The sequence below is a fragment of the Synechococcus sp. UW86 genome (genome assembly GCF_900474085.1).
Lineage (GTDB): Bacteria > Cyanobacteriota > Cyanobacteriia > PCC-6307 > Cyanobiaceae > Parasynechococcus.
The window spans coordinates 84,114-108,029 of record NZ_UCNU01000009.1; the positions used below are offsets into that span (position 1 = coordinate 84,114).

The window sequence follows — 23,916 nt, forward strand, 5'->3', positions numbered from 1 at the left end:
GACGTCAGTCGCTGATGGAAACGCCCATGTTGCGGGCGGTGCCTTCGATGATCCGCATGGCGGACTCAACGCTGGTGCAGTTGAGGTCGGGGAGCTTGGTCTTGGCGATCTCCTCGAGCTGAGCTCGACTGATCGATCCAACACTGCCCTTGGCGGACTCACCGGATCCCTTTTGGATCTTTGCGGCCTTGGTGATCAGCACCGACGCCGGAGGCGTCTTGGTGATGAAGGTGAAGCTGCGGTCTTCGAAGACCGAGATCTCCACCGGAATCACATAACCGGCTTTGTCCTGCGTCCGAGCGTTGTACTCCTTGCAGAACATCATGATGTTCACACCGTGCTGACCGAGGGCAGGGCCCACCGGCGGCGCGGGGTTGGCTTTGCCGGCATCTAGGGCCAGCTTGATCACAGCTACGACTTTCTTGGCCATCGGCTGGGGGGTTTGGACAGCTGCGGATCACCAGACCCTCGGGTCGGGTGCGGCGGAATGGTTGCCCACTCCCAAGGCCGCCCTCCGCAGGGAGACGGCCGCCGCCAGGTCAGTTCTGTTTGGTGATCTGAGAGAACTCCAGTTCCACCGGGGTCTCGCGACCGAAGATGGAGAGCAGGGCCTTGAGCTTGTTGCGCTCGCCGGAGACCTCGATCACCTCGCCCTGGAAGTCCTTGAACGGACCAGCGGTCACCAGGATCTGATCGCCTTCGGTGAGATCCACCTTGACGACGGTCTTCTTCTCGGCAGCGCGCTTGAAGATGCGATCCACCTCAGAGCGGCTGAGGGGACGGGGCTTGATATGACCACGGGCCTTACCGGTGGCGCGCCGGTCTTCAGCACCGACGAAATTGATCACGTTCGGGGTGCTCCGCACCGCCATCATCGTGTCCTCATCCAGCACCATCCGCACCAGCACATAACCGGGGAACACCTTCTCCTCGGTGGACTGACGGGTGCCGTCCTTCTTCAGCTTGACGGCAGGGGTCTGGGGAATCTCGATTTCGAGGATCCGGTTGCTCACCCCGAGGGTGACGGCCCGCTGCTCCAGGGTGGCCTTGACCTTCTTCTCGCAGCTGGAGGCCACCTGAACGGCGTACCAACGGGCGATGGCCGTGTTGGCGACAGCCGCCGCAGGCAAGGTGCCGTCTTCCCCCTCATTCGGGGCTGGCAGATCAAGCACCTCAGGGGCGTCCGGTGTGGTCAGGTCGTCGGGCACGGCGAGAAAGGTGATATCGAGTCAGCGGAACACCTGGGACGAAGCCCACCCAAAGAAGCGACTGACAGCCGCGATGGTGGCGGCCGAAAGGCTGACCATCAGAATCACAGCGATGGATTCGCTGAACAGTTGCTGGCGGCTGGGCCAGACCACGAGCTTCAGCTCATCAACCGTGTCCGCCAAAAAACCACCGGATTTGGTGGAATCGGCAGCGGCTTTTGAGCCGTCGGAAGTGGTGGTGTCCTCAGAGATGGGGCTGGTCACGGGGATGGGACCGGAAGTTGACAACGGTGCCGGTAGGCACTTCGCCAAACAGACACCCTACCGGATGCCCTCAAACTCCCACCGGATCGAACACCAAGGCATCCGTGCCGGCCTCCCCCAGCCGCACCGTCACGCCACTGGCTCCGGCAAAGCGCTCCTCAAGCAGCAGCGTGGAGAGCGGATTTTCCAGCTGGCGGCGCAGCACCCGACGCAGCGGCCGCGCCCCGTACTCCGGTTCATGGCCCTGACGGGCCATGGCCTCAGCGACAGCATCGTCCACCTGAAGGGCAAGACCCTGCTCGGCCAACAGAGCAGCGAGGTCCTTCAGCTGCAACTGAACAATCCGCACCAGATCGGAGACTTCCAACGGACGGAAACGAATCACCTCATCGATGCGGTTGAGGAATTCAGGCCGGAACTGGCTGGAGAGCGCTGCATCCACCTGCTGTTGCAGGGCTGACTCATCCGTGGATCCCGAGCGGGCATGCTCAAGGATCGCCGGGCTGGCCAGATTGCTGGTCATCACGACCACGGTGTGGCGAAAATCAACGGTGCGGCCCTGGGAATCGGTGAGCCGGCCGTCATCCAGGACCTGCAGCAGCAGGTTGAACACATCGGGATGGGCCTTCTCCACTTCATCGAGAAGCAGCACCGCATAGGGACGACGCCGCACGGCCTCCGTGAGTTGCCCCCCTTCCTCGTAACCGACGTAGCCCGGAGGAGCACCGATCAGCCGGGCAACAGCGTTCCGCTCCATGAACTCGCTCATGTCGAGGCGAACCAGCGCCTCCTCTTCATCGAATAACGACCCCGCCAGCGCCTTCGCCAGCTCGGTCTTACCGACGCCGGTCGGCCCCAGGAACAGAAAGGAACCCACCGGTCGACGGGGATCCTTCATGCCGGCCCTGGCCCGGCGGATGGCAGCAGCAACGGCGGACACCGCCTCACCCTGACCAATCACCCGTTCGGCGAGATGGGCGTCGAGATCCAGGAGTTTGCGCCGCTCGCCCGCCAACAGCCGCTGCACGGGAATCCCGGTCCAACGAGCCACCAGATCAGCGATGTCACCGGCTTCCACCTGCTCGCGCAGCAGAGCCGTTCCAGCGGACTGGGTCTCCGCCTGGGACGCCTCCAATACATCCCGGCGCTGCTGCACCCGATGCAGCTGGTCGTACTGGAGGCGGGCCGCTTCCTCCAGGTCGCCATCCCGCTCGGCCTCAGCGATGGCATGGCGCAGGTCTTCATCCTGCTGGAGCAGCTGGCCGAGCTCCTCGAGCTGACCGCGCTCCTCCTGCCAGCGCCGCCGCAGATCGTCCAGTCGCGTGGACACTTCGAGCCGGTTGCGCTGGAGCTGAATCCGCTCCGCTTCAGGCGCCTGCTCGGCGGCGAGCAGGGCCAGTTCAACGCGGCGTAGATCAGCTTCGGCCTCCTCCACCACCTGCGGCTTGGAGGTGACCTCCATCTTCAGTTGTGCCGCTGCCTCATCGATCAGATCAATGGCTTTGTCCGGCAGGCAGCGATCGCTGATGTAGCGGTCGGCAAGACGGTTGGCGGTCTGAATGGCCTCATCGGTGATGGTGACGCCGTGGTGCAGCTCGTAGCGCTCCTTCAAGCCGCGCAGAATTTCGAGGCTCAACTCCAGATCCGGCTCGCGGATCACCACCTGCTGGAAGCGGCGGTTCAGTGCCGGATCCTTTTCCACCGTGAGCCGGTAATCCTCCGGCGTGGTGGCACCGATGCAGCGCAGGTCACCCCGGGCCAGAGCTGGCTTCAACAGGCTGCCGGCATCGGTGCTGCTGCGATCACTGCCAACAACGGTGTGCAGCTCATCGATGAACAACACCACACCGGAATCGGAACCACTCACCTCCTCGAGCACCGAGCGCAGGCGTTCCTCGAACTGACCACGGAACTTGGCACCGGCGATCAAAGCCCCGAGATCCAGCGCCACCAGCCGCAGACCCTGCAGCGACTCCGGCACTTCACCCGCCACGATCCGCTGCGCCAGCAGCTCCGCAATCGCTGTTTTGCCAACACCGGGTTCACCGATGAGCACCGGATTGTTCTTGCTCCGGCGCGACAGCACCTTGATCAGGTTGCGAATTTCAGAATCACGACCGATCACAGGATCCAGGCTGCCTGCTTCCGCCTCTTCGGTGAGATCCCGCCCATAGGACTCCAAGGCCGTGGGGGGCTCCTGCAGAGGGGCCTCAGGGGCGGGCGACTGGGGAGTGACAGGCTCCGGCTCCGGCCCGCGCAGCGCACGGGAGGAGGAGGGAACGCGCGCCACCCGTTCACGGCGTGGCGCTTCCTGCTGCACCTCCGGCTGAGCCCGCGGCATCGAGCGCTCCTGAGGTGGAACGGAAGCCCCAGCACGTTGGTCCATCCCCCGTTGGATCAGCTGCTCCAGGGCATCGGCTGACAAACCAAAGCCGGCAAACAGATCAGCGCCGATCCGCGGATCGGCACCAATGGCCATCAACACTTCCGGCAGATCGATGACGTCGCCATTCCAGCGCCGACGGATGGCATCAGCCGAATCGAGCAGCTGTTCCAGGTCATCACCGATGAAGAGCTCATCGCTTCGCCCGGAGGGCTGATCAGCCAGCACATCCTCCAAGCGATCCAAGAGCGCATCGATGGGGAGAGGCAAGCGCTCCACCAGGCGGCGGCAGGAGGGATCGGTGAACAGCACCTGGATCAGGTGCTCCACATCCAACTGCCCATGGCGCCAGCGACGGGCAACGTCCTGACCACTGAGCAGCAGATCCCAGGCCGCGTCGCTGAAGCGATCCGGCTCATGGGTGAGGCTGCCGTTCAACGCTGGCGATGAAGTCATCCGGTTCTTCAGGCGTGGACTTTGGAGGACATCTCGATCAATTCCACCTTGTAGCCATCCGGATCCTCAACAAAGGCGATGACGGTGGTGCCGTGCTTCATCGGACCAGGTTCCCGCACCACACGACCACCTTTATCGGCAATGCGGGCGCAGGTGCTGTGGATGTCCTCCACCCCCAGCGCAATGTGGCCATAGCCATCCCCGAGGTTGTAGCTGTCGGTGTCCCAGTTGTGGGTGAGTTCCAGGACCGTGTGGTCGCTCTCCGACCCATAGCCAACAAACGCCAAGGTGAAGCGGCCGCTGGGGTAATCCTTTCGACGCAGAAGCTGCATGCCCAGGACCTCGGTGTAGAAGCCCAGAGACCGCTCCAGATCAGCGACCCGGAGCATGGTGTGAAGCATCCGCATGGGTGAGCGTCGTGCAGCGTGAACCTGCCGTCATTCTGGCCAGGTATGACCCGTCACAACACGAGAGAGAGGGGCGACCCATAAGATCCCCGGGTTAAGCGTCCGTCCCAACGTGATCGATTCCCTCGACCTCGTCATCGACACCATCGTGGCCCGAGAGGTGCTCGATTCCCGCGGCAACCCCACGGTTGAAGCCGAGGTTCTGCTCGAAGGAGGTGCCATGGGACGGGCCATCGTTCCCAGTGGTGCCAGCACCGGTGCCCACGAAGCCCACGAACTGCGTGACGGCGGTGACCGCTACATGGGCAAGGGTGTGGGCCAGGCCGTCAACCACATCGAAGAGCGGATCGCACCGGCCCTCTGCGGCCTTTCCGCCCTGGATCAGGCGGCTGTGGATGCCGCGATGCTGGAGCTGGACGGAAGCGACAACAAATCCAACCTGGGAGCCAACGCAATCCTGGCGGTGAGCATGGCCACCGCCCGCGCTGCTGCCAATGGGCTGGGGATTCCCCTCTACCGCTACCTCGGCGGCCCGATGGCCAACCTGCTGCCGGTGCCGTTGATGAACGTGATCAACGGTGGCGCCCATGCCGCCAACAGCCTGGACTTCCAGGAATTCATGCTGGTGCCCCACGGCGCTCCGAGCTTCCGCGAAGCCCTGCGGATGGGCACCGAGGTGTTCCACACGCTCAAGAAACTGCTCAGCGACAAGGGCATGAGTACCGCCGTTGGCGACGAAGGCGGCTTCGCGCCGGATCTGGGCAATGTGGAAGCCGGCGAAATCCTGGTGGAAGCGATCAGCAAGGCCGGCTACAAGCCCGGCGAACAGATCTCCCTGGCCCTGGACGTGGCCAGCACCGAATTCTTCGAGAACGGTCGTTATGCCTTCGATGGCGGCAGCTACACCAGCGCCGAGATGGTGGGCCAACTCGAGCAACTGGTGGAGAAATTCCCGATCGTTTCGATCGAAGACGGCCTGGCCGAAGACGACTGGGATGGCTGGAAACTGCTGACCGAGCGCCTCGGCGGCAAGGTGCAGCTGGTGGGTGACGACCTATTCGTGACCAACACCAAGCGGCTTCAACAGGGCATCGACAGCGCCACGGCCAACTCGATCCTGATCAAGGTGAACCAGATCGGTTCCCTCACCGAAACCCTCCAGGCCATCGACCTGGCAGGCCGCTCCGGTTACACCAGCGTGATCAGCCACCGCAGTGGCGAAACCGAAGACACCACCATCGCCGACCTCTCCGTCGCCACCCGCGCCGGACAGATCAAGACCGGCTCCCTCAGCCGTAGCGAGCGGGTCGCCAAGTACAACCAACTGCTTCGCATCGAAGACGAGCTGGGCAGCCAGGCCGTCTACGCCGGTGCTGTTGGCCAGGGCCCCCGCGGCAAGGCCTGATCTCAGGCCTCCGACGAACGTTCAACGGTTGGAACCGGGCAACTGCTCCAACCGTTGATCACGATGGATCTTGACCTGCATTCGGAACCAGCCCAAGCCCACCGGCACGGCAGCAGCAGCCGGAAGAAGTGACCAGAGCGGGCGGGCACTGGCACCCACAATGGCGGTGGCCAAAGCCAGGCATCCGAGCAACACCGATTGGCCGATCGATTGCTGGGCCAGGGCCATCCGGCGGAACTGACGGTCCGATTCGCCCAGCCGCACCTGGAGCTGAAGATCGCCCTGCTCCAGGCGTTCGAGACTTTCATCCAAGCGCCGCGGGAAGGCCGCAGCGCGGCTGCTGAGGGCCCCGACCTGACGGCCGAGTTCGTTGAACAGATCGTTGCTGCCGGCGCCGCTGGAGGTCATGAGTGGAAGGAGATAAGGCTTGGCGATCGCCACCAAGCTAAAAGCGGGATCAAGGCTGCGGCCAACACCCTCAAAGGTGGACAAAGCCCGCATCACAAAGATCAGCTCAACCGGCAGACGAAAGGGCTGGCCATAGACCAGGTCGTAGAGATCGCCGGAGAGTTTGTCGATCACGTTGGCCGTGAAGGGTGGGGTGAGGGCCTCCTGCAGCATCAGCCGCACGAGACGGCGCACCGGACCAACATCAATGCCACCGGAGATCACACCAGCCGCCTGCATCTCCTCCACCAATGCCGCTGAATCCCTCGCAGCAGCAGCGCGGACCATAGCTCCCAGACGTCGACGCAAGCCGTCCGACAACAACCCCATCATCCCGAAGTCGTAGTAGATGAGTGCGCCATCACTGGCGACGGCGAGGTTGCCGGGATGGGGGTCGGCATGGAAGAAACCAAACCTCACCAACTGCTTGAGATAACTGGCTGCACCCACCTCAGCCACCGCGGCCGGATCAACGCCGGCTTCGAGCAATGCCTCACGGTCGTTGACCTTGATACCGGGCAGGTAGTCGAGGCACAGCACACGGCGCGTGCTCAACTCCCAGACCACACCGGGGATCCTGATGCGTTCGTCGTCCAGAAATTGCTGACGGAAACGAGCGGCGTACTGCGCCTCAACGCGGAAATCGAGCTCACGCAGCAGCACACGTCGACATTCCCGTGCCATCGCCGGCCAATCACGACCACGCCCCCAACTGGGATTGCGTTGCAGCACAGCTGCCACCTGCTGCATCACCTCCAGATCAAGGCGAAACAGGCGATCGAGCCCAGGGCGCTGCACCTTGAGCACCACCTGCCGGCCACTGCGCAGGCTGGCGCGATGCACCTGGGCCAGCGAGGCTGCACCCAGGGGTTCGGGATCCAGATCGATCACCTCGGCACAGCGCGGCCCCAGCTCTCGCTCGAGCACGGTCTGCACCTGATCAAAACTGAAGGCCGGAACGCTGTCCTGCAGCGCTGCCAGCTCGGCCACCCAGCCCGCGGGGAGGATGTCTGGGCGGGCGGAGAGCAGTTGCCCCAGCTTGATGAAGGCGGAGCCCAGAGACAGCAACTCAGCCGTCAACCAACGGGCTCGCTGTTGCTGACGGCGGGCACGACGCTCGGCGGTGACACCGCCGCGGTAGGTCCAGGACTGGCCATCCCACCAAAGCAGCAGCAGCAGCGTCAGGACAGCGCGCCAGATGCGGAGCGCTCGCAGCAGGCCGAGCATCAGGGGCGTGCCTCGATCGCTTGGCTCAGATCAGCCACCGTGGCCCGAAGACGATCGATCACCGCCTGTGGGTTGTCCGACGGTTCCGACGTCGACGCCCCATCTGTGCTCACCGTGACCTGATCACCCCGTTCAATCCGTTCCGCTTCGGCACGCACCTCGTCCTGAAACAGATCCCACTCCTGGCGCAGCCGTTGCGGGGCGTCTTGCGCCAGCACCGCCAACTCCGCTGCAGCGTCTGCAAAGCCGTGACCAAGGCGCGCATTAATGCGGTTCACCGTGGCGCGAATCAAGGCCTCCGACGAGCCCATGGACCGATTGCAGACAGCTTCAACTGTGGCAGATCCAACCGGAGATCAGGGCTGAGGCGGAGTCACGGGCTCAATGACTTCGAAAAAGGCTTCCGCGCCCGGAGGCAGCACAACAGGTTCCGGCTCAGCCACCAGCACCGGTGAATCACCGCCTGGAACAACCACAGCAGGCATCACCTCGCTGGACTCCCCAGGAAGCGCCAGGGAATCGGCATTGCTGTCATCGAGCTCGAGCTCAGGCTCCTGGGCGGATGAGGGGGCGGGTCCGTTGTCGTCCTCAACCTCCGGGGAAATGGTCTGGGGGTCTGACCAGGCGGGGGCCGTCCAGACAGGGGGTTCGGGCGTCTGCAGGGCCACAGGGGGCTTGGGCATCTCCTTGACCGCTGGCTGGGCGGGGCGGCTTGCAGCCTCGGCAGCTTCTAGGGCTGTGACATCCACTTGCAGGGATGAATCGTCGTCACTGAACCGAGCCCGAATCTCCTGCAGGGAATCCCCTGGAAACGCGAGCGGTGTGAAAGCCTCAGGAACAGGGTCCTCAGCATTGGTCTGCCGCGTCAGCACCCGCTCGGTGATGCCGTAACCAAGGGCGAAACAACAACCAGCCACCAGGGGCCCCACCCAGAAACGTGCCTTGGCCTCAACGGGAGCGTCAGGGGAGCTGGGATGGTCCACGGATAGGTCTGACGGAGACTCGGATTGTGACAGGAATTCAGAACAGAAGCTTCAGGTGGTGTAGTCGGCGTTGATGCGCACGTACTGATCCGACAGGTCACATCCCCAGGCCTGACCAGAGCCGGAACCATGCCCCAGGCCGAGGCGAATCGGAACTTTCTCCTGCCGCAGAACGTTGCTGGCTGCAGCGCGATCAAAGGCCACGGGTTGACCGGCCGCCATCAATTGATGGGGACCAATCCAAAGAGCAACCGCATCCGGATCGAAGGACACACCAGAGCGACCCGCGGCCGCCACGATCCGCCCCCAGTTCGGATCCCGGCCATGGACTGCGGTCTTCACCAGGGACGAACCACAGACCGTGCGCGCCACCTGCAACGCCGCGGCCTCGTCAACCGCACCCTCCACCTGCACTTCGATCAGACAGGTCGCCCCTTCGCCATCCCGGGCAATGGCCTGGGCCAGCTGTTGCATGGCCTGGGTGAGGCCCTGTTCCAGAACGGCATGATGCTGTTGGGCCAGCGCTGGGCCTGCCGCGAAGGCCAGCACGGTGTCGTTGGTGCTGGTGTCTCCATCCACGGTGATGGCGTTGAAGGAACGCTGCACCGCACGTCGCACCATCTCCTGCCAAACGCCTGCATCGACGCCGGCATCACAACTGAAGAAGCCGAGCATCGTGGCCATGTCGGGATGAATCATTCCCGAGCCTTTGGCCATCCCTCCGATGCGCACCCGGCGCCCCTCCAGTTCCAGTTCTAGCGCCACCTGCTTGTCCACCAGATCGGTGGTGAGGATGGCGTTGGCCGCAGCATCACCCCCCGCGTCATCCAAGGCCTCCATCAAAGGAGCCAACCCAGCCAGAAGGGTGGGCATCGGAATCGGCACACCAATCACTCCGGTGGAGCAGATCAACACCGACTCCGCATCGACGCCAAGCTGATCGGCCAGCACCTGGGTGGCGCGCTGACTGTCGACCAGACCGCGATCGCCGGTGCAGGCATTGGCCTGACCGGAATTGATCAACACGGCACGGGCCTGGCCGGCAGTACTGGCAAGGCGATCACGGCAGAGGTCAACACAGGCCGCCCGCACCACGGAGGTGGTGAAGGTGCCGGCACAAACGGCCGTCACCGGTGCCAACACCAGCGCCAGATCAGGCTTACCTGAGGGCTTGAGACCGGCAACGATGCCAGCGGCCTGGAACCCATTCGGTGCCGTCACACCACCCTGGATCGGTTGCCAAGAAGAAGCCATCGCCACCGCTGATCCGCCGCGAGACACTGGGTGCATCCTGCTCCGACACCATGGCGCCTGGCGAGCCGTTCTCGCAACGACGCATCGGACTCACGGGCGGGATCGCAAGCGGCAAGAGCAGCGTGGGCCATTGGTTGGCGCAGCAAGGTCTGCCGGTGTTGGATGCGGATCAATTCGCCCGAGAGGCCCTCGCACCCGGTCGCCCGGCCACGACCAGCGTGATGCAGCGGTACGGCGCTGGAGTCCAGGCTGAAGAGGGCGCAGCCGTCGACCGCGCTGCCCTGGGTCGGATCGTGTTCCAGGACCCCGCGGAACGGCGGTGGCTCGAGCAACTGGTTCACCCGATCGTGCGGGAGCGCTTCGACCAAGAACTCAGCCTCCATGCCAAGGCACCAGCCGTTGTGCTGATGATTCCGCTGTTGTTCGAAGCGGGGCTGGAGTCAATCTGCAGCGAAATCTGGCTGGTCGACTGCGATGCATCCCAGCAGCTCGAGCGCTTGATCGCGCGGGACGGGCTGAGCCCTGACGCCGCTCAAGCCCGCATTGCCGCCCAATGGCCCCTGAGCCGCAAACGTGGCTTGTCAGATCACGTTCTTGCCAATCGAGGCCAACCCGGCGCCTGGAAAACCCAGGCCATGGGTCTGCTCAACACAACGGGGGCAGCAGATCCCGGTTAGCCGTTCCTCCCGAAGTCGGCACGGAACCACTTGGTGATCACCCATTTGTGGCCCGCCTCCACCGGCAAGGCCTCATGCAGCGTGAAGGGGTTGGGAGTGCCATCGGCCTGGAGGTTGTTCCAGGCCAACGCCATTCCAGGCACAGGCGTGAACGAGCGCCCCAGGCGGCGGAACAACGTCTCTCCACCCCGCTCCACAGGGTTGAGATAAACCATCACCGTCCACGTGCGTTGCCCGCCACTGTGGGTGTGAGTGGGGTATTCCTCCGTCCCCGGAGTAAACCAATCCGTGTGTTCCTTGAAGTATTCGCCGGGGTCGTAGCGCTGCCCCTGAATCGGTTCCGAGAGCCGCGGATCCACGCCGAACAAGGCCGCAAAGCGCTGATCAAGGCTCGCCGCCAGCTGGGGATGGTTTTGGCGCAAATGACAGGTGCGACTGGTGCGGTAATCGCTTCTGCCGCGGGTCACCGTTGACGGCTGCAGTGACGCGTTGATGGCGTCGATCACCTGCTCGCATTCCTCGTGGCTGAGCAGCCCTGGCAGCTCATAGACCTGGGCCAGCGATGTATCCAGCCGCCAGGCGCGAGGCCGGTGCTCTGGCCGGGTGAGGGGGGCCTCGAACCAAGCAAGCCAATCGGGCGATGGTGGGTCCGTGGTTGTAAGCCCAAGGGACGACGATTCGAGAACTGCCGCAATCGCCTCTCGCGCAAACCCCTGGTCGAGGGCCCGCTGCATCAAGCCTTCAGGATCACAGCCGCGATCCAGGTTCTGCAGCAGCCATTCCTTCCATGCATCGGGAATGGCTGCCGCTCCGCTCATCAACCCTTGAGCTTCTTGCTCAGAATCTGGTTGGCGAGCTTGGGATCCGCCTTACCGCCGGTCTTCTTCATCAACTGTCCAACGAAGAAGCCTTGCAGCTTGGTCTTGCCGCCTCGGAAGGCCTCCACCTCATCGGGGTGGGCCCCCAAGAGCTCATCAACAATGGCTTCGATCGCCGCCGGATCGCTGATCATGCCGAGACCGCGCTCGTCGACAATCGCCTTGGGTGAGCCGCCTTTCTCAAGCAGCTCCGGAAGGATCTCTTTGGCGATCTTGCCGCTGATCTTGCCGCCATCGATCAGTTGGACCATCTCGGCCAACTGCTCCGGCCGGAAGGGCAGTTCGGCATAGCTGAGCCGATTGCTGTTCACGTGGGCGGCGATGTCGCCGGTAATCCAGTTCGCCGCAAGCTTGGCGTCAGCGCCGGCACCCACCACGGCCTCGAAATAGTCGGCCATCGGTCGCTCATCGGTGAGTACTCGTGCGTCGTATTGGGAGAGACCCAGATCATCGGCATAGCGATGCCGCTTGACAGCCGGAAGCTCAGGCAATTCAGCGCGCCAGGACTCCCGCTGATCCGCGCTCACCTCAATCGGGCCGAGGTCGGGATCCGGGAAGTAGCGGTAATCGCTGGCGCCTTCCTTGCTGCGCATGCTCTTGGTGAGCTGCTTGCCCTCATCCCAGAGGCGGGTCTCCTGAACGATCGGCTCACCGGTTTCGTAGGCCTTGATCTGACGCTTGATCTCGTACTCGCAGGCCTTTTGGATGGCCGAGAACGAGTTCATGTTCTTGATCTCCACCTTCGTGCCGAAGGGCGCATCCGGCCCCCGTCGCACGGAGATGTTGACGTCGCAACGCAGGGATCCCTCCTGCATGTTGCCGTCACTCACCCCCAGATACCGCATGATCCGGCGGATCTCCGAGGCGTACTCCGCCGCTTCACGGCCGGTGCGCAGGTCCGGCTTGCTGACGATTTCCGCCAAGGCCACACCGGCCCGGTTGTAGTCCACGAGCGAATGGGTGGAACCCGCCAGGCGGTCACTGCCGGCATGCACCAACTTGCCGGCGTCCTCCTCCATGTGCAGTCGTTCGATGCCGATTTTCTTGAGATAGGTGTCCTTTCCCTTCTCCGCCACTTCCACCTCGATCCAGCCCTCCTCGGCGATCGGCTGGTCGTACTGGGAGATCTGGTAGTTCTTCGGCAGATCTGGATAGAAGTACTGCTTGCGGTCGAACTTGCTGTGTTCGGCGATGTTGAGGTTCAGCGCCATCGCTGCCTTCACGGCGTACTCGAGCACCTTCTGGTTCAGCACCGGCAATGTGCCGGGCAGACCGCACACCACCGGGTCGATGTGGGTGTTGGGGTCATCACCAAAGGTGGTGGACGCTGCCGTGAAAATTTTGCTGTCCGTTCCCAGCTGCACGTGGGTCTCGAGACCGATTACGGCCTCCCAGGCCGGTTGGGTTGCTGCGTCGGCCATGCGCCCGTGATGTGAAGCAGATTCCGGGATCCTATGGAATCAGGATGAAGCCCACTCCTGACACCATGACCAGCAAGGGCCTTTCTTGCGCATGACTGCCGCCTCTGCCTCAGCCGTCTGTGTTTTGGGCGGGGGACTGATGGGCTTAGCCGTTGCCCATCAGCTGGCCCGTCGCGATCAGAGCGTGACCGTGATCAGCCGCCGCCGCAGCGAAGCGGCAGGCTTTGTGGCTGCAGGGATGCTGGCGCCCCATGCCGAAGGCTTGAGCGGCAACCTGTTGGAGCTGGGTCAAGCCAGCCTCGCGCTGATCCCCCGCTGGGTGGCGCAGATCGAGGCGGACAGCGGCCTGAGCTGCGGCCTGCGCACCAGCGGCATCGTGGTGCCGTTCCGAACAGCGACCGAGCGGGACGCTTACCCCACCGCCAGCCTTGGGCAAACCCTGGACCGCACCGGCCTTGAGCGGGAAGTCCCAGGCTTGGGGCCGGAGTGGAGCACCGGGCTGCTGTTCGAGCAGGACGGCCAGATCGACAACCGCAGGCAGTTGATGCGGGCCCTGGAGCGGGCCTGCGTGTCCCTGGGCGTGCAGTTCATGGAAGGGGCCGAAGTGCTTGATCTGGAGCGGGAGTCCGCCGGACAGCTCTGCGGCATCCATCTGCGCAGCGCCGAAGGAGAACAGCAGCAACTGCGCTGCCAGCAAGCGGTGCTCTGCAGTGGCGCCTGGAGCCAACAACTGGTGCCGCAACTGCCCGTGTTCCCGGTGAAAGGGCAGATGCTGTCGCTGCAGGGTCCGCGGGAGGCACTGAAGCGAGTGATCTTCGGCCCCGGCACCTATCTGGTTCCACGCGAAGACGGATTGATCGTTGTGGGGGCCACCAGCGAACGGGAGGCCGGATTTGCCGAAGGCCTCACCCCCGATGGCCAGAAACAACTGCAGGCGGGCATCGCCAGCCTGCTGCCAACAGCGGCCACATGGCCCCCGATGGAGCGTTGGTGGGGGTTCCGGCCCTGCACGCCCGATGAAGGCCCCTTGCTCGGCCCTGGTCCGCTACCCGGTTTATGGCTGGCCTGTGGGCATCACCGCAATGGCGTTCTGCTTGCCGCCATCACGGCTGAGCTCACGGCCGGCGGCGTCATGAAAAAAGCCCCCAACGCCGCCGAAGAGGCGTTGTTGGGGGCATTCCGCTGGAACCGGTTCGAAAACTGAGCGATCAGCCTTCGACGCGCCACTCCTGATCGGAAGGAGACCAGTCGTTCAGCTCAGAGGCTTCAAACCAGAGGCCGATCTCGAAGGCAGCGGTTTCCGCAGCATCGGAACCGTGGATGACGTTGCGGCCGATGTTGACGGCCAGATCGCCACGAATGGTACCGGGCTCAGCCTCGAGAGGCTTGGTCGCACCGATCAGCTTGCGGGCACTGGCGATCACACCATCGCCTTCCCAGACCATGGCCACCACAGGGCCGGAGGTGATGAAATCGACCAGACCAGCAAAGAAGGGACGCTCCTTATGGACGCCGTAGTGCTGCTCAGCCAGGGCGCGGCTGGGGGTGATCTGCTTCAGACCCACCAGCTTGAAGCCCTTGCGCTCAAAGCGGCCGAGGATCTCGCCCACCAGGCCGCGCTGGACGCCGTCGGGCTTGATGGCGATGAACGTGCGTTCGGCCATGGATTGGTGTGAAGTAAAAGCGCCGCCATCGTCAGTGCTGGCCACCCCGCTTGGCAAGCACAGGCCTTGGGCAGTGAAGGGAATGTCCCTAGATTCCGGCCATTCATTTCAAGCAGACGCAGGTGTCAGACAGCGAACACTGGTCGATTCAGGACAGTGCTGCGCTGTACGGCCTCGACCGCTGGGGCGATCCGTATTTCTCCATCAATGGGCGCGGCCACATCAGCGTTCAACCTCAAGGGGATCGCGGCGGCAGCCTGGACCTGGTGGATCTGGTGTCGGAGCTGAAAAGCCGCAACCTGGCGCTGCCGTTGCTGATTCGCTTCGACGACATCCTCGAAGACCGTTTGGAGCGGCTCCACGCCGCCTTTGAACGCGCCATCGCGCAGTACAGCTACCCCGGCCGGTATCAAGGCGTCTTCCCGGTGAAGTGCAACCAGCAACGCCACGTGGTGGAGGAGTTGGTGAGCTGCGGCAAGCGCTGGAACTTCGGGCTGGAAGCGGGCAGCAAAGCGGAACTGCTGATCGCCCTCTCTCTGCTGGACGACCCCGAGGCGTTGTTGATCTGCAACGGCTACAAGGATCGGCTCTACATCGAGACAGCGATCCTGGCGCGACGTCTTGGACGGCAACCGGTGGTGGTGATTGAACAGCCGGATGAAGTCGACCGAATTATCGAAGCCAGCAAAAGCCTGGGAGCAGCGCCCTACATCGGTGTGCGGGCCAAGCTCTCCAGCCGCAGCACGGGGCGTTGGGGCAGCTCCGTCGGCGACAAGGCCAAATTCGGCCTTTCGATTCCCGAGTTGCTCGCCACAGTGGAGCGGCTGCGGGAGAACAACCTGCTCCCCGATCTGCGCCTGCTGCACTTCCACATCGGCAGCCAGATCAACGACATCGCCGTGCTCAAAGACGCCCTCCAGGAAGCGGGGCAGATCTACGTGGAGCTCACCCGACTGGGGGCTCCGATGGGGTTCCTGGATGTGGGTGGTGGACTCGGCATCGACTACGACGGCAGCCGCACCGCATCAGCAGCATCCACGAACTACTCGCTGCAGAACTACGCCAACGACGTTGTGGCCACGGTGCGGGAATGCTGCGAACCCAATGGTGTGGCCGTACCCACGCTGGTGAGCGAAAGCGGCCGCGCCATTGCCAGTCATTTCTCCCTGCTGGTGTTCGACGTGCTGGGCAGCAGCGCACTGCCGGCATCGGTTCCCAAGGCCAGCGGAGATGAACCACTCACCGTTCGCAACCTGCGGGACACCCTCGCCACGATTCAGGAGTTGTCGGCGACGGCGGATGCGCAATTGGTGCGTCTGCAGGAAGCCTGGAACGACGCCTTGAAGTTCAAGCAGGATGCGCTGGCCGCATTCCGGCTCGGGTACATGGGGCTGCCCGACCGCGCCACCGCTGAACAACTGACGTGGGCCTGTGCTGATGCGATTGCGCAGCGACTGCCCAAGGATCAAGCCATCCCGGAAGAGCTCGCAGCTCTGAACAAGGCTTTGGCGGGAACGTATTACGCCAACCTGTCGATCTTCCGCTCAGCACCCGACACCTGGGCCATCGACCAGCTGTTTCCAGTGGTGCCCATCCAGCAACTGGATCAACGGCCGACGCGACTGGCCAACCTCGCCGATCTCACCTGTGATTCCGATGGTCGTCTGGATCGCTTCATCGGAGATGGACAACCCAAACAGCTGCTGGAGCTGCACGAACTCGACGGCAACAACCCGTATTTGATTGGCCTGTTCCTAAGCGGTGCATATCAGGAAGTGATGGGCAATTTGCACAACCTGTTTGGCACCACCAACGCCGTTCACATCCGTCTGAGCCCCGGCGGTAGCTATCGCATTGACCACGTCGTGCGGGGTGACACCAATGCCGATGTACTGGAGGCCATGGAGCACGACCCCCGTGCCTTGCTGGAGCGGTTGCGGGTGGCGGCGGAAGCGGCCATCAACAACGGCCAGCTGCGCATCGACGAGTCACGCCGGCTGCTGGATCACCTCGAAAGCAGCCTGCGACAGACCACCTACCTTCAGGACTGAGCCAACGCTGCCGCCAGCTCGGAGCGAGCGAACTCAAGAGCAGCAGGGAGGGCAGCACCATCGCGTCCCCCGGCCTGGGCCAGGTTCGGGCGTCCACCGCCGCCACCGCCGCAATGTTTGGCAATGCCGCCGATGAACTTGCCGGCCTGGAGCTTGGCTGCGATCACCTGCTTGCCGAAGGCAGCTACCAGGATCACCTTGCCCATGTCGCCAGGATCCGGCAGACCGCCGATCACCACGGCCGCACCATCCCCCAGCTGATCCGCCAGGCTCTGGGCTGCACCCTGCAAACCAGCGCCATCCACGCCGTCGAGGCGTTCCACCAGCAGTTGGAAGTCGCCCACGGCCTCGGCCTTAGCGGCCAGAGCGCCCGCTTTCGCCACCGCCAGTTCCGCCTGAGCCGAGGCCAGCGCCTTGCCGGTGGCCTTGAGCTCCTCCTGAAGGGCCGCCACACGATCCACGATCTCGGCCGGCTGCGCCTTGAAGCGATCCCCCAGCTGCTTCACCACCGCATCGCGCTCGTTCAGATACGCGAGCACAGCGGGACCAGCGACGGCTTCAATCCGGCGGATACCGGCGGCGACGCCACTTTCCGCCACGATCTTGAACAGGCCGATCTCAGCGGTGTTGGCCACGTGGGTGCCGCCGCAGAGCTCCATCGACACACCGGGGACGTCGACCACCCGCACCACATCGGCGTACTTCTCACCGAACATCGCCACGGCACCGGCCGCCTTGGCCTGATCGATCGCCATCTCCTGCACCTGCAGCGCATGGGCCTCGTTGATCCAACCGTTGATCAGGGTTTCAACCTGCTGCAACTGATCCGCCGTCACCGCCGTAGGGCAGTGGAAGTCGAAACGCAGGCGATCGAAATCCACCAGTGATCCGGCCTGGCCGATGCCTGGATCCACCACCTGCTTGAGCGCTGCCTGCAGCAGGTGGGTGGCGGTGTGATTCGCCTGGGCCCGACGCCGGCAAGCACGGTCCACCTGGGCCTTCACGGTGTCGCCCAAGGCGAGCTCGCCGCGTTCCACCCGCCCTGCATGGACGAAGACATCGCGGCTGCGGCTCACCGACTCAATCCGAACAATCAGATCGCTGCCCGCAAGCACGCCGCGATCACCCACCTGACCGCCGCCTTCTCCATAGAACGGCGTGGTGTCGAGCACCACCTGAACCGCATCGCCCGCCTTGGCGGTGCTGGCTGGTTCACCGTTCACCACCAACGCCTGCACACAGGAGGCGTGATCGAGGGCTTCATAGCCCTCGAAACAGGTGGCCGCCTGATCCGCCACCACCTGGTCGATCGCATCCTGCAGAGTGAGATCGATGCTCACCGCGGCCGCCTTGGCCCGCTGGCGCTGTTCCTCCATCGCCGCCTCGAAGCCATCGAGGTCAACGGCCAGGCCCTGCTCCTCAGCGATCTCCTGGGTGAGCTCCAGCGGGAAGCCATAGGTGTCGTACAGCTCAAAGGCCTGGGCGCCGCTGATCTGGGTGGGCTTGGAGGCCAGCACCTCCGCCAGCAACTTCTCGCCGCGCTCAAGGGTCTCAAGGAAGCGGGCTTCCTCCCGCTGGAGCTCGGCCAGGATCACCTCCTGGCGCTCGATCACGCTGGGGTGGGCCCCCTTCAGCAGGGCAATCGCCGCCTCGCCCATGGTGACGAGGAAGGGTTTGTCGATGCCCAGCAGGCGGCCATGGCGCACCACCCGGCGCAGCAGACGCCGCAGGATGTAGCCGCGGCCCAGGTTGCTGGCGGTGACGCCATCGCAGATCAGCTGCGTCACTGCACGACTGTGGTCGCCGATCACCTTCAACGACGTCTTGCCCTTGTCGTTGAGCTGGTGGTAGTCGACCCCCGCCAGATCCGCGGCCGCTTGGATCAGCGGAAAGATCAGATCGGTTTCGTAGTTGTTGGGAACCTTCTGCAGGATCTGAGCCATCCGCTCAAGGCCCATGCCGGTGTCGATGTTGCGGTTGGCCAGCGGCGTGAGGGTGCCCTCCGCGTCGCGGTTGTACTGCATGAACACCAAGTTGTAGAACTCGATGAAACGGTCGTCGTCCTCGAGATCGATGCCCTCATCCCCGAGCTCGGGTTTGAAGTCGTAATAGATCTCCGAGCAGGGGCCACAGGGGCCGGTGGGGCCGGAGGCCCAGAAGTTGTCGGCCTCATCCATGCGGATGATCCGCTTGGGGTTCACCCCCACCACATCGCGCCAGATCTGCTCGGCTTCGTCGTCTTCCCGGAAGACGCTCACCACCAGGTTCTTGGGGTCGATACCGTAAACGCCGGTGCTGAGCTCCCAGGCCCACTCAATCGCCTGCTGCTTGAAGTAATCCCCAAACGAGAAGTTGCCGAGCATCTCGAAAAAGGTGTGATGCCGGGCCGTGCGCCCCACGTTCTCGATGTCGTTGGTGCGGATGCACTTCTGCGAACTGGTGGCCCGGGGCGCGGGTCGCTCCTGCTGGCCCAGAAAAACCGGCTTGAACGGCAGCATTCCCGCAATGGTGAGCAGCACCGTTGGGTCTTCGGGAATCAATGAGGCGCTGGCCATCCGCTTGTGGCCGCGCTCGGCATAGAAGTTGAGAAAGGCCTCACGGATCTCCTCCCCACTGCGCGGTGCAGACGCTGCAGAAGACGACGATGCGGCGGCAACCATGACAGGAAAGGGGGATCCTGCCGTCATGATCGCCTTTGAACCGCCGGCGCCCGTGGCCGTTCCACCCAGTGATCCCGAGATTCGCCAGCGACTTCGGCTGCAGTCGATCGGTTGGGCGCTGGCTGCCGGGATCAGCGCCGGGCTGCTGAGCTTGCCCTGGGGTCTGGAAGCTGCGGTGCGTTCGGGCGGTTGTGGCCTCTTTTACGGCCTGCTGGCCTTCCACCTGCAACGGGTGGACCCTGATGACGGGCATTTGCAGGCGGGTCTGGTGGGGGCGGTCTGCGGGTTGCGCAGCCTCGGCATGCCCCTACCCCTTGACAACTGGCAGGTCGATGGCCTGGCATCATTACTACTGGAGCTATTTCAGGCCTGGCTGCCGTTGATCGGCAGTGCTCTCCTGCTCCACGGCACCCTCCGCTTCCTGCCCGCGTCGCGGCCATGAGCCTGCTGCACGCCACCTGGCTTCCCGCCATCCGCACCTCCAGCAGTTCCGGTCAACCGGCACTGCTCGTTTGGGCTGACACCTGGCGGGTGGCCACACCGGAAGGCCCCAGCCTCACCCCCGCGCTGCACCCCTTCACCCTCAGCCACGACGACCTCAGGGCCTGGCTGAGCGAACGCGACCTTTTGCCAGGCGGCTGCATTGATGCCACGGCCTGTCTCACCCTGCCGAGCCGCACGGTGAAGCCGCGCAAAAGCCGCAGCAAAAAAGAGGAGCCAACGCCGGAACCACCGGGCTGGACCGGGCTACCAATGCAGGCCGGCGAACCGATCCCCAAGCAAACCGAATGGTGGCCCTGGCAGGTGCAAGGGCTCGCGGTGGAACCATCAGCGGCCACGGAGTGGCTGTCCCGATTGCCCCTCTCCGGCACCAATCCAGACCTGGCTGACGAACTGCGCTGGTGGAGCCATCTGCAGCGCTGGGCCCTGAGCCTGGTGGCCCGGGGCCGCTGGATTCCCCAGATGGAGCTCAGCAAAGGCGAGGGCTATCCGCATCGGGCCCGCTGGGTGCCGCTGCTCAACCGGGAAGAAGACCGACGCAGACTGGAAGATCTAGCGGCCAGCCTGCCCCTGGTGGCCACCTGCGCCTTGCCCTGGCGTGAACCCCTGGGGCGCCGCAGCAACCGCACCACCCGGTTGCGACCGGAGGCCATGCGTGCTGCCAACCCTGTGGCCAGCTGCCGGCCCCGCAGCGGACGCCTGCGGGTGGCGACGCTGCTGGAAGACCTGGTGGACGCGCAGCTGCGCAAGGACTTTGAACCATCCACCGATGGACTCGATCCCCTGCTGACCCTCTGGCAGGAGGCCCTGGGGTCGGAGACCGGGGTGATCGAGATCGGTAATGAAGAGGCTGAACGCCTGGCCACCGCCAGCCATCACTGGAGGGAAGGCATCGCCGGCGGTTTTGCTGCGGCCCGCACCTGTCTTGAACTGCACACCCCACCGGATGGGGAGGATCTCTGGGAGCTGCGCTTCGGGCTGCAGGCGGAAGCCGACCCCAGCCTGAAGCTCCCGGCCGCCGCAGCCTGGGCCTCCGGCGCCGAGATGCTGCAACTGGGGGAGATCCAGGTGGATCAACCGGGCGAAGTACTGCTGGAGGGCCTCGGACGCGCCCTGACGGTGTTCCCACCGATCGAACGGGGGCTGGAGAGCGCGACGCCGGACACGATGCAGCTGACCCCGGCCGAAGCCTTCGTGCTGGTGCGCACGGCTGCCCGCCAGCTGCGGGATGCCGGTGTGGGGGTGGAGCTGCCGCCCAGCCTCTCCGGCGGCCTGGCCAGCCGACTGGGCCTGTCGATCAAGGCCGAACTTCCAGAGCGGTCCCGCGGCTTCACCCTGGGCGAATGTCTTGACTGGGAGTGGGATCTGATGATCGGCGGGGTGACGCTCACCCTGCGGGAACTGGAGCGTCTGAGCGGCAAGCGCAGCCCCCTGGTGCGCCACAAGGGGGCCTGGATCGAACTGCGGCCCAACGACCTCAAGAACGCCGAACGCTTCTGTGGCGCGAAACCGGAACTGAGCCTCGACGACGCGCTGCGGCTGACGGGAACGGAAGGGGAACTGCTGATGCGGATGCCGGTGCACCGCTTCGACGCCGGCCCAAGGCTCCAATCGGTGCTGGAGCAATACCACCAGCAGAAGGCGCCCGATCCCCTGCCGGCTCCCGAGGGATTCAGCGGTCAGCTGCGGCCCTATCAGGAGCGGGGCCTCGGCTGGCTCGCCTTCCTGCACCGCTTCGACCAGGGGGCCTGCCTGGCTGACGACATGGGCCTGGGCAAAACCATTCAGCTGCTGGCGTTTCTGCAGCACCTCAAAGCAGAGCAGGAACTGAAGCGCCCGGTGCTGCTAGTGGCCCCCACATCGGTGCTCACCAACTGGCGACGGGAGGCGGAATCGTTCACCCCGGAGTTGAAGGTCACCGAGCATTACGGCCCCCGCCGCCCCTCCACACCGGCCGAACTCAAAAAAGCGTTGAAGGAGGTGGATCTGGTGCTCACCAGCTACGGGCTGCTGCAGCGGGACAGCGAACTGCTGGAAACCCAGGACTGGCAGGGGGTGGTGATTGACGAAGCCCAGGCGATCAAGAACCCCGGCGCCAAACAGAGCCAGGCCGCCCGGGATCTATCCCGACCCGGCCGCAGCAAAAGCAACCGCTTCCGCATCGCCCTCACCGGCACCCCCGTGGAGAACCGGGTGAGCGAACTGTGGGCCTTGATGGACTTCCTCAACCCCAAGGTGCTGGGGGAAGAGGACTTCTTCCGCCAGCGCTACCGGATGCCGATCGAACGGTATGGCGACATGTCGTCCCTGCGGGACCTCAAAGGCCGCGTGGGTCCATTCATCCTGCGCCGGCTGAAAACCGACAAAACGATCATTTCCGACCTGCCGGAAAAGGTGGAGCTGAGCGAATGGGTGGGGTTGAGCAAGGAGCAGAAATCCCTGTACAGCAAGACCGTGGAAGACACCCTCGATGCCATTGCACGGGCACCGCGCGGGCAGCGCCACGGGCAGGTGCTGGCCCTGCTCACCCGGCTGAAACAGATCTGCAACCATCCCGCCCTGGCCCTGAGCGAAGGGGCCGTGGACGATGGCTTCCTGGGCCGTTCGGCCAAGCTGCAGCGGCTTGAGGAAATCCTCGATGAGGTGATCGAAGCGGGCGATCGGGCCCTGCTGTTCACCCAGTTCGCCGAATGGGGGCATCTGCTGCAAGCCTGGATGCAGCAGCGCTGGAACTCGGAAGTTCCCTTCCTGCACGGCGGCACCCGCAAGAGCGAGCGCCAGGCGATGGTGGATCGCTTCCAGGAGGATCCCCGCGGTCCGCAGCTGTTCCTGCTCTCGTTGAAAGCAGGTGGTGTGGGCCTCAACCTCACCCGGGCCAGCCACGTGTTCCACATCGACCGCTGGTGGAACCCAGCTGTGGAGAACCAGGCCACCGACCGGGCCTATCGGATCGGCCAGACCAACCGGGTGATGGTGCACAAATTCATCACCAGCGGCTCGGTGGAGGAAAAGATCGATCGCATGATCCGCGAGAAATCACGCCTGGCTGAGGATGTGATCGGCTCCGGCGAAGATTGGCTGGGAAGTCTTGGTGGCGATCAATTGCGCAATCTCGTCGCCTTGGAGGACACCTGACCATGACCCTCAGCAACGGCAACAGCAACGGCATCACCGCCATCGGCGACGACGGCCTGGGCCAACAGCCCTGGTGGGTCGAGCAGTGGATGGAGCTGATCAACGGCTACCGCTTCAAGAAACGGTTGGAGCGGGCCTGGGGCTACGCCCGCGAAGGCCATGTGACCTCGATCCGCTTCGAAGGCCGCCGCGTGCATGCCCGCGTCCAGGGCACCGATGAAGCGCCCTACAAGGTGAAGCTCTGGCTGGATGTGCTCAACGATGAGGACTGGGGCTATGTGCTGGAAGCGCTGACCCAGAAAGCCCGCTGGTCGGCCCAGCTGCTGGCGGGGATCATGCCCTCCGACATCGAACGGGCCTTCGCCGCCAGCGGCAAACGCCTGTTCCCGTTCAAGTTGCAGGAGGTGCGCAGCGAGTGCAGCTGCCCCGACAAAGCCAACCCCTGCAAACACATCAGCGCGGTGTATTTCCTGATGGGGGATCGCTTCAGTGAAGACCCCTTCGTGCTGTTCCAACTGCGGGGCCGCAACCGGGCTCGGCTGCTGGAAGATCTGGCGGAACACCGGCGCAAGGCCCTGGCCGAGCGTGCGGCGGCGGCCAAGGAGGAGAACAAAGCGAGCACATCTGCAGAGGCAATACCACTGCCGCCCCATGCGGCGGTGCAGGACCCGGCCCTGTGGTGGCGCTACAACCGCAGCCTCGATGGCGACCTGGTGGTGATCACCCCAGCCATGGAGGGCGACACGGGCCTCGATGCCGCCGGAGAGCTGCCGCTGGCGGAGGACCCCCGCTTCGCCGATGCGCGGAGCACCTTCCTGAACAACCTCAAGGCCCATGGTCAGGCAAGTGCCCAGAAGGCGATGCTGCAGGCCATGGCAGCCGGGAGCTGACGCGG

20 protein-coding genes are annotated in these 23,916 nt (G+C 64.2%); 7 read left to right on the forward strand and 13 right to left on the reverse strand.

The genetic code is table 11. The annotated features are described in order from the left end of the window. Nucleotides 1–4: 4 nt before the first annotated feature. The 5 genes from rplK to gloA all read right to left on the reverse strand — a co-directional run bounded on the left by rplK (nt 5) and on the right by gloA (nt 4,718). Nucleotides 5–430 carry a 50S ribosomal protein L11 gene (gene rplK / locus DXY04_RS02880; RefSeq protein ID WP_006851160.1) on the reverse strand — a complete coding sequence of 142 codons (426 nt, stop codon included), beginning with the start codon at nt 428–430 and terminating at the stop codon, nt 5–7. A gap of 109 nt (nt 431–539) precedes the next feature. Continuing rightward, nucleotides 540–1,208 carry a transcription termination/antitermination protein NusG gene (gene nusG / locus DXY04_RS02885; protein WP_115160910.1) on the reverse strand — a complete coding sequence of 223 codons (669 nt, stop codon included), beginning with the start codon at nt 1,206–1,208 and terminating at the stop codon, nt 540–542. Between the two features lie 21 nt (nt 1,209–1,229). Next, nucleotides 1,230–1,472 (reverse strand): preprotein translocase subunit SecE, encoded by a 243-nt coding sequence (gene secE, locus DXY04_RS02890; RefSeq protein ID WP_006850159.1) that lies wholly within the window; start codon nt 1,470–1,472, stop codon nt 1,230–1,232. Nucleotides 1,473–1,542: 70 nt separating this feature from the next. After that, complete coding sequence (locus tag DXY04_RS02895; RefSeq protein ID WP_115160911.1) at nt 1,543–4,311, reverse strand: ATP-dependent Clp protease ATP-binding subunit; 2,769 nt, start codon at nt 4,309–4,311, stop codon at nt 1,543–1,545. 8 nt (nt 4,312–4,319) lie between these two features. After that, complete coding sequence (gene gloA / locus DXY04_RS02900; protein WP_115160912.1) at nt 4,320–4,718, reverse strand: lactoylglutathione lyase; 399 nt, start codon at nt 4,716–4,718, stop codon at nt 4,320–4,322. Between the two features lie 112 nt (nt 4,719–4,830). On the opposite strand from gloA, the gene eno reads away from it, so the two are divergent. Further along, nucleotides 4,831–6,123: a phosphopyruvate hydratase gene (gene eno, locus DXY04_RS02905; protein ID WP_038552476.1), complete on the forward strand. Its 1,293-nt coding sequence runs from the start codon at nt 4,831–4,833 to the stop codon at nt 6,121–6,123. Nucleotides 6,124–6,144: 21 nt separating this feature from the next. On the opposite strand, the gene DXY04_RS02910 is transcribed toward eno, so the two are convergent. From DXY04_RS02910 to argJ, 4 genes are read right to left on the reverse strand one after another with little or no spacing between them, the layout of a single operon-like run. Beyond that, a complete protein-coding gene (locus DXY04_RS02910) occupies nt 6,145–7,797 on the reverse strand; it encodes an AarF/ABC1/UbiB kinase family protein (RefSeq protein WP_115160913.1) in 1,653 nt (550 codons plus the stop codon). After that, nucleotides 7,797–8,108 carry a hypothetical protein gene (locus DXY04_RS02915; protein WP_115160914.1) on the reverse strand — a complete coding sequence of 104 codons (312 nt, stop codon included), beginning with the start codon at nt 8,106–8,108 and terminating at the stop codon, nt 7,797–7,799. Before DXY04_RS02915 ends, DXY04_RS02910 begins: the two co-directional genes overlap by 1 nt. 45 nt (nt 8,109–8,153) lie before the next feature. Next, the gene (locus DXY04_RS02920; protein ID WP_115160915.1) at nt 8,154–8,780 is read right to left on the reverse strand and encodes a hypothetical protein; all 627 of its coding nucleotides are present in this window, start codon (nt 8,778–8,780) and stop codon (nt 8,154–8,156) included. A gap of 51 nt (nt 8,781–8,831) precedes the next feature. Beyond that, a complete protein-coding gene (gene argJ / locus DXY04_RS02925; RefSeq protein WP_115160916.1) occupies nt 8,832–10,034 on the reverse strand; it encodes a bifunctional glutamate N-acetyltransferase/amino-acid acetyltransferase ArgJ in 1,203 nt (400 codons plus the stop codon). 50 nt (nt 10,035–10,084) lie between these two features. On the opposite strand from argJ, the gene coaE reads away from it, so the two are divergent. Beyond that, nucleotides 10,085–10,711, forward strand: a complete 627-nt coding sequence (coaE, locus tag DXY04_RS02930) for a dephospho-CoA kinase (RefSeq protein WP_115160917.1) — start codon at nt 10,085–10,087, stop codon at nt 10,709–10,711. Here the strand turns inward: coaE and DXY04_RS02935 are convergent. After that, entirely contained in the window at nt 10,708–11,529 is an 822-nt protein-coding gene (locus DXY04_RS02935; RefSeq protein WP_115160918.1) for a 2OG-Fe(II) oxygenase, read from the reverse strand. The two genes, coaE and DXY04_RS02935, sit on opposite strands and share 4 nt — an antisense overlap. Then, nucleotides 11,529–13,010: an Asp-tRNA(Asn)/Glu-tRNA(Gln) amidotransferase subunit GatB gene (gene gatB, locus DXY04_RS02940; RefSeq protein ID WP_115160919.1), complete on the reverse strand. Its 1,482-nt coding sequence runs from the start codon at nt 13,008–13,010 to the stop codon at nt 11,529–11,531. The genes DXY04_RS02935 and gatB overlap by 1 nt, the downstream gene beginning before the upstream one ends. 91 nt (nt 13,011–13,101) lie before the next feature. On the opposite strand from gatB, the gene thiO reads away from it, so the two are divergent. Beyond that, nucleotides 13,102–14,214, forward strand: coding sequence for a glycine oxidase ThiO (gene thiO, locus DXY04_RS02945; protein ID WP_115160920.1), 1,113 nt, complete (start codon nt 13,102–13,104; stop codon nt 14,212–14,214). A 4-nt stretch (nt 14,215–14,218) separates the two neighbouring features. Here thiO and ndk read toward each other — a convergent pair whose 3' ends face one another. Beyond that, nucleotides 14,219–14,674 (reverse strand): nucleoside-diphosphate kinase, encoded by a 456-nt coding sequence (gene ndk / locus DXY04_RS02950; protein WP_025362563.1) that lies wholly within the window; start codon nt 14,672–14,674, stop codon nt 14,219–14,221. A gap of 122 nt (nt 14,675–14,796) precedes the next feature. On the opposite strand from ndk, the gene speA reads away from it, so the two are divergent. After that, a complete protein-coding gene (speA, locus tag DXY04_RS02955; protein ID WP_115160921.1) occupies nt 14,797–16,725 on the forward strand; it encodes a biosynthetic arginine decarboxylase in 1,929 nt (642 codons plus the stop codon). Here the strand turns inward: speA and alaS are convergent. Continuing rightward, nucleotides 16,716–19,385 carry an alanine--tRNA ligase gene (gene alaS, locus DXY04_RS02960; RefSeq protein WP_115160922.1) on the reverse strand — a complete coding sequence of 890 codons (2,670 nt, stop codon included), beginning with the start codon at nt 19,383–19,385 and terminating at the stop codon, nt 16,716–16,718. The two genes, speA and alaS, sit on opposite strands and share 10 nt — an antisense overlap. A gap of 25 nt (nt 19,386–19,410) precedes the next feature. Here alaS and DXY04_RS02965 point away from each other — a divergent pair, with 25 nt between their 5' ends. The 3 genes from DXY04_RS02965 to DXY04_RS02975 are packed head-to-tail and all read left to right on the forward strand — an operon-like array spanning nt 19,411 to nt 23,911. Beyond that, a complete protein-coding gene (locus DXY04_RS02965; protein ID WP_038552390.1) occupies nt 19,411–19,827 on the forward strand; it encodes a hypothetical protein in 417 nt (138 codons plus the stop codon). Beyond that, nucleotides 19,824–23,021 carry a DEAD/DEAH box helicase gene (locus DXY04_RS02970; protein ID WP_115160923.1) on the forward strand — a complete coding sequence of 1,066 codons (3,198 nt, stop codon included), beginning with the start codon at nt 19,824–19,826 and terminating at the stop codon, nt 23,019–23,021. Before DXY04_RS02965 ends, DXY04_RS02970 begins: the two co-directional genes overlap by 4 nt. A gap of 2 nt (nt 23,022–23,023) precedes the next feature. Further along, nucleotides 23,024–23,911: an SWIM zinc finger family protein gene (locus DXY04_RS02975; protein WP_115160924.1), complete on the forward strand. Its 888-nt coding sequence runs from the start codon at nt 23,024–23,026 to the stop codon at nt 23,909–23,911. Nucleotides 23,912–23,916: the final 5 nt, after the last annotated feature.

What these genes read in the sequence shown, in the direction of transcription:
- gatB (WP_115160919.1), bottom strand. Translation starts at nt 13,010, where the DNA reads ATGGCCGACGCAGCAACCCAACCGGCCTGGGAGGCCGTAATCGGTCTC.
- rplK (WP_006851160.1), bottom strand. Translation starts at nt 430, where the DNA reads ATGGCCAAGAAAGTCGTAGCTGTGATCAAGCTGGCCCTAGATGCCGGC.
- coaE (WP_115160917.1), top strand. Translation starts at nt 10,085, where the DNA reads ATGGCGCCTGGCGAGCCGTTCTCGCAACGACGCATCGGACTCACGGGC.
- argJ (WP_115160916.1), bottom strand. Translation starts at nt 10,034, where the DNA reads ATGGCTTCTTCTTGGCAACCGATCCAGGGTGGTGTGACGGCACCGAAT.
- DXY04_RS02910 (WP_115160913.1), bottom strand. Translation starts at nt 7,797, where the DNA reads ATGCTCGGCCTGCTGCGAGCGCTCCGCATCTGGCGCGCTGTCCTGACG.
- DXY04_RS02975 (WP_115160924.1), top strand. Translation starts at nt 23,024, where the DNA reads ATGACCCTCAGCAACGGCAACAGCAACGGCATCACCGCCATCGGCGAC.
- DXY04_RS02895 (WP_115160911.1), bottom strand. Translation starts at nt 4,311, where the DNA reads ATGACTTCATCGCCAGCGTTGAACGGCAGCCTCACCCATGAGCCGGAT.
- DXY04_RS02915 (WP_115160914.1), bottom strand. Translation starts at nt 8,108, where the DNA reads ATGGGCTCGTCGGAGGCCTTGATTCGCGCCACGGTGAACCGCATTAAT.
- gloA (WP_115160912.1), bottom strand. Translation starts at nt 4,718, where the DNA reads ATGCGGATGCTTCACACCATGCTCCGGGTCGCTGATCTGGAGCGGTCT.
- DXY04_RS02965 (WP_038552390.1), top strand. Translation starts at nt 19,411, where the DNA reads ATGATCGCCTTTGAACCGCCGGCGCCCGTGGCCGTTCCACCCAGTGAT.
- alaS (WP_115160922.1), bottom strand. Translation starts at nt 19,385, where the DNA reads ATGGTTGCCGCCGCATCGTCGTCTTCTGCAGCGTCTGCACCGCGCAGT.
- DXY04_RS02970 (WP_115160923.1), top strand. Translation starts at nt 19,824, where the DNA reads ATGAGCCTGCTGCACGCCACCTGGCTTCCCGCCATCCGCACCTCCAGC.
- thiO (WP_115160920.1), top strand. Translation starts at nt 13,102, where the DNA reads ATGACTGCCGCCTCTGCCTCAGCCGTCTGTGTTTTGGGCGGGGGACTG.
- ndk (WP_025362563.1), bottom strand. Translation starts at nt 14,674, where the DNA reads ATGGCCGAACGCACGTTCATCGCCATCAAGCCCGACGGCGTCCAGCGC.
- DXY04_RS02935 (WP_115160918.1), bottom strand. Translation starts at nt 11,529, where the DNA reads ATGAGCGGAGCGGCAGCCATTCCCGATGCATGGAAGGAATGGCTGCTG.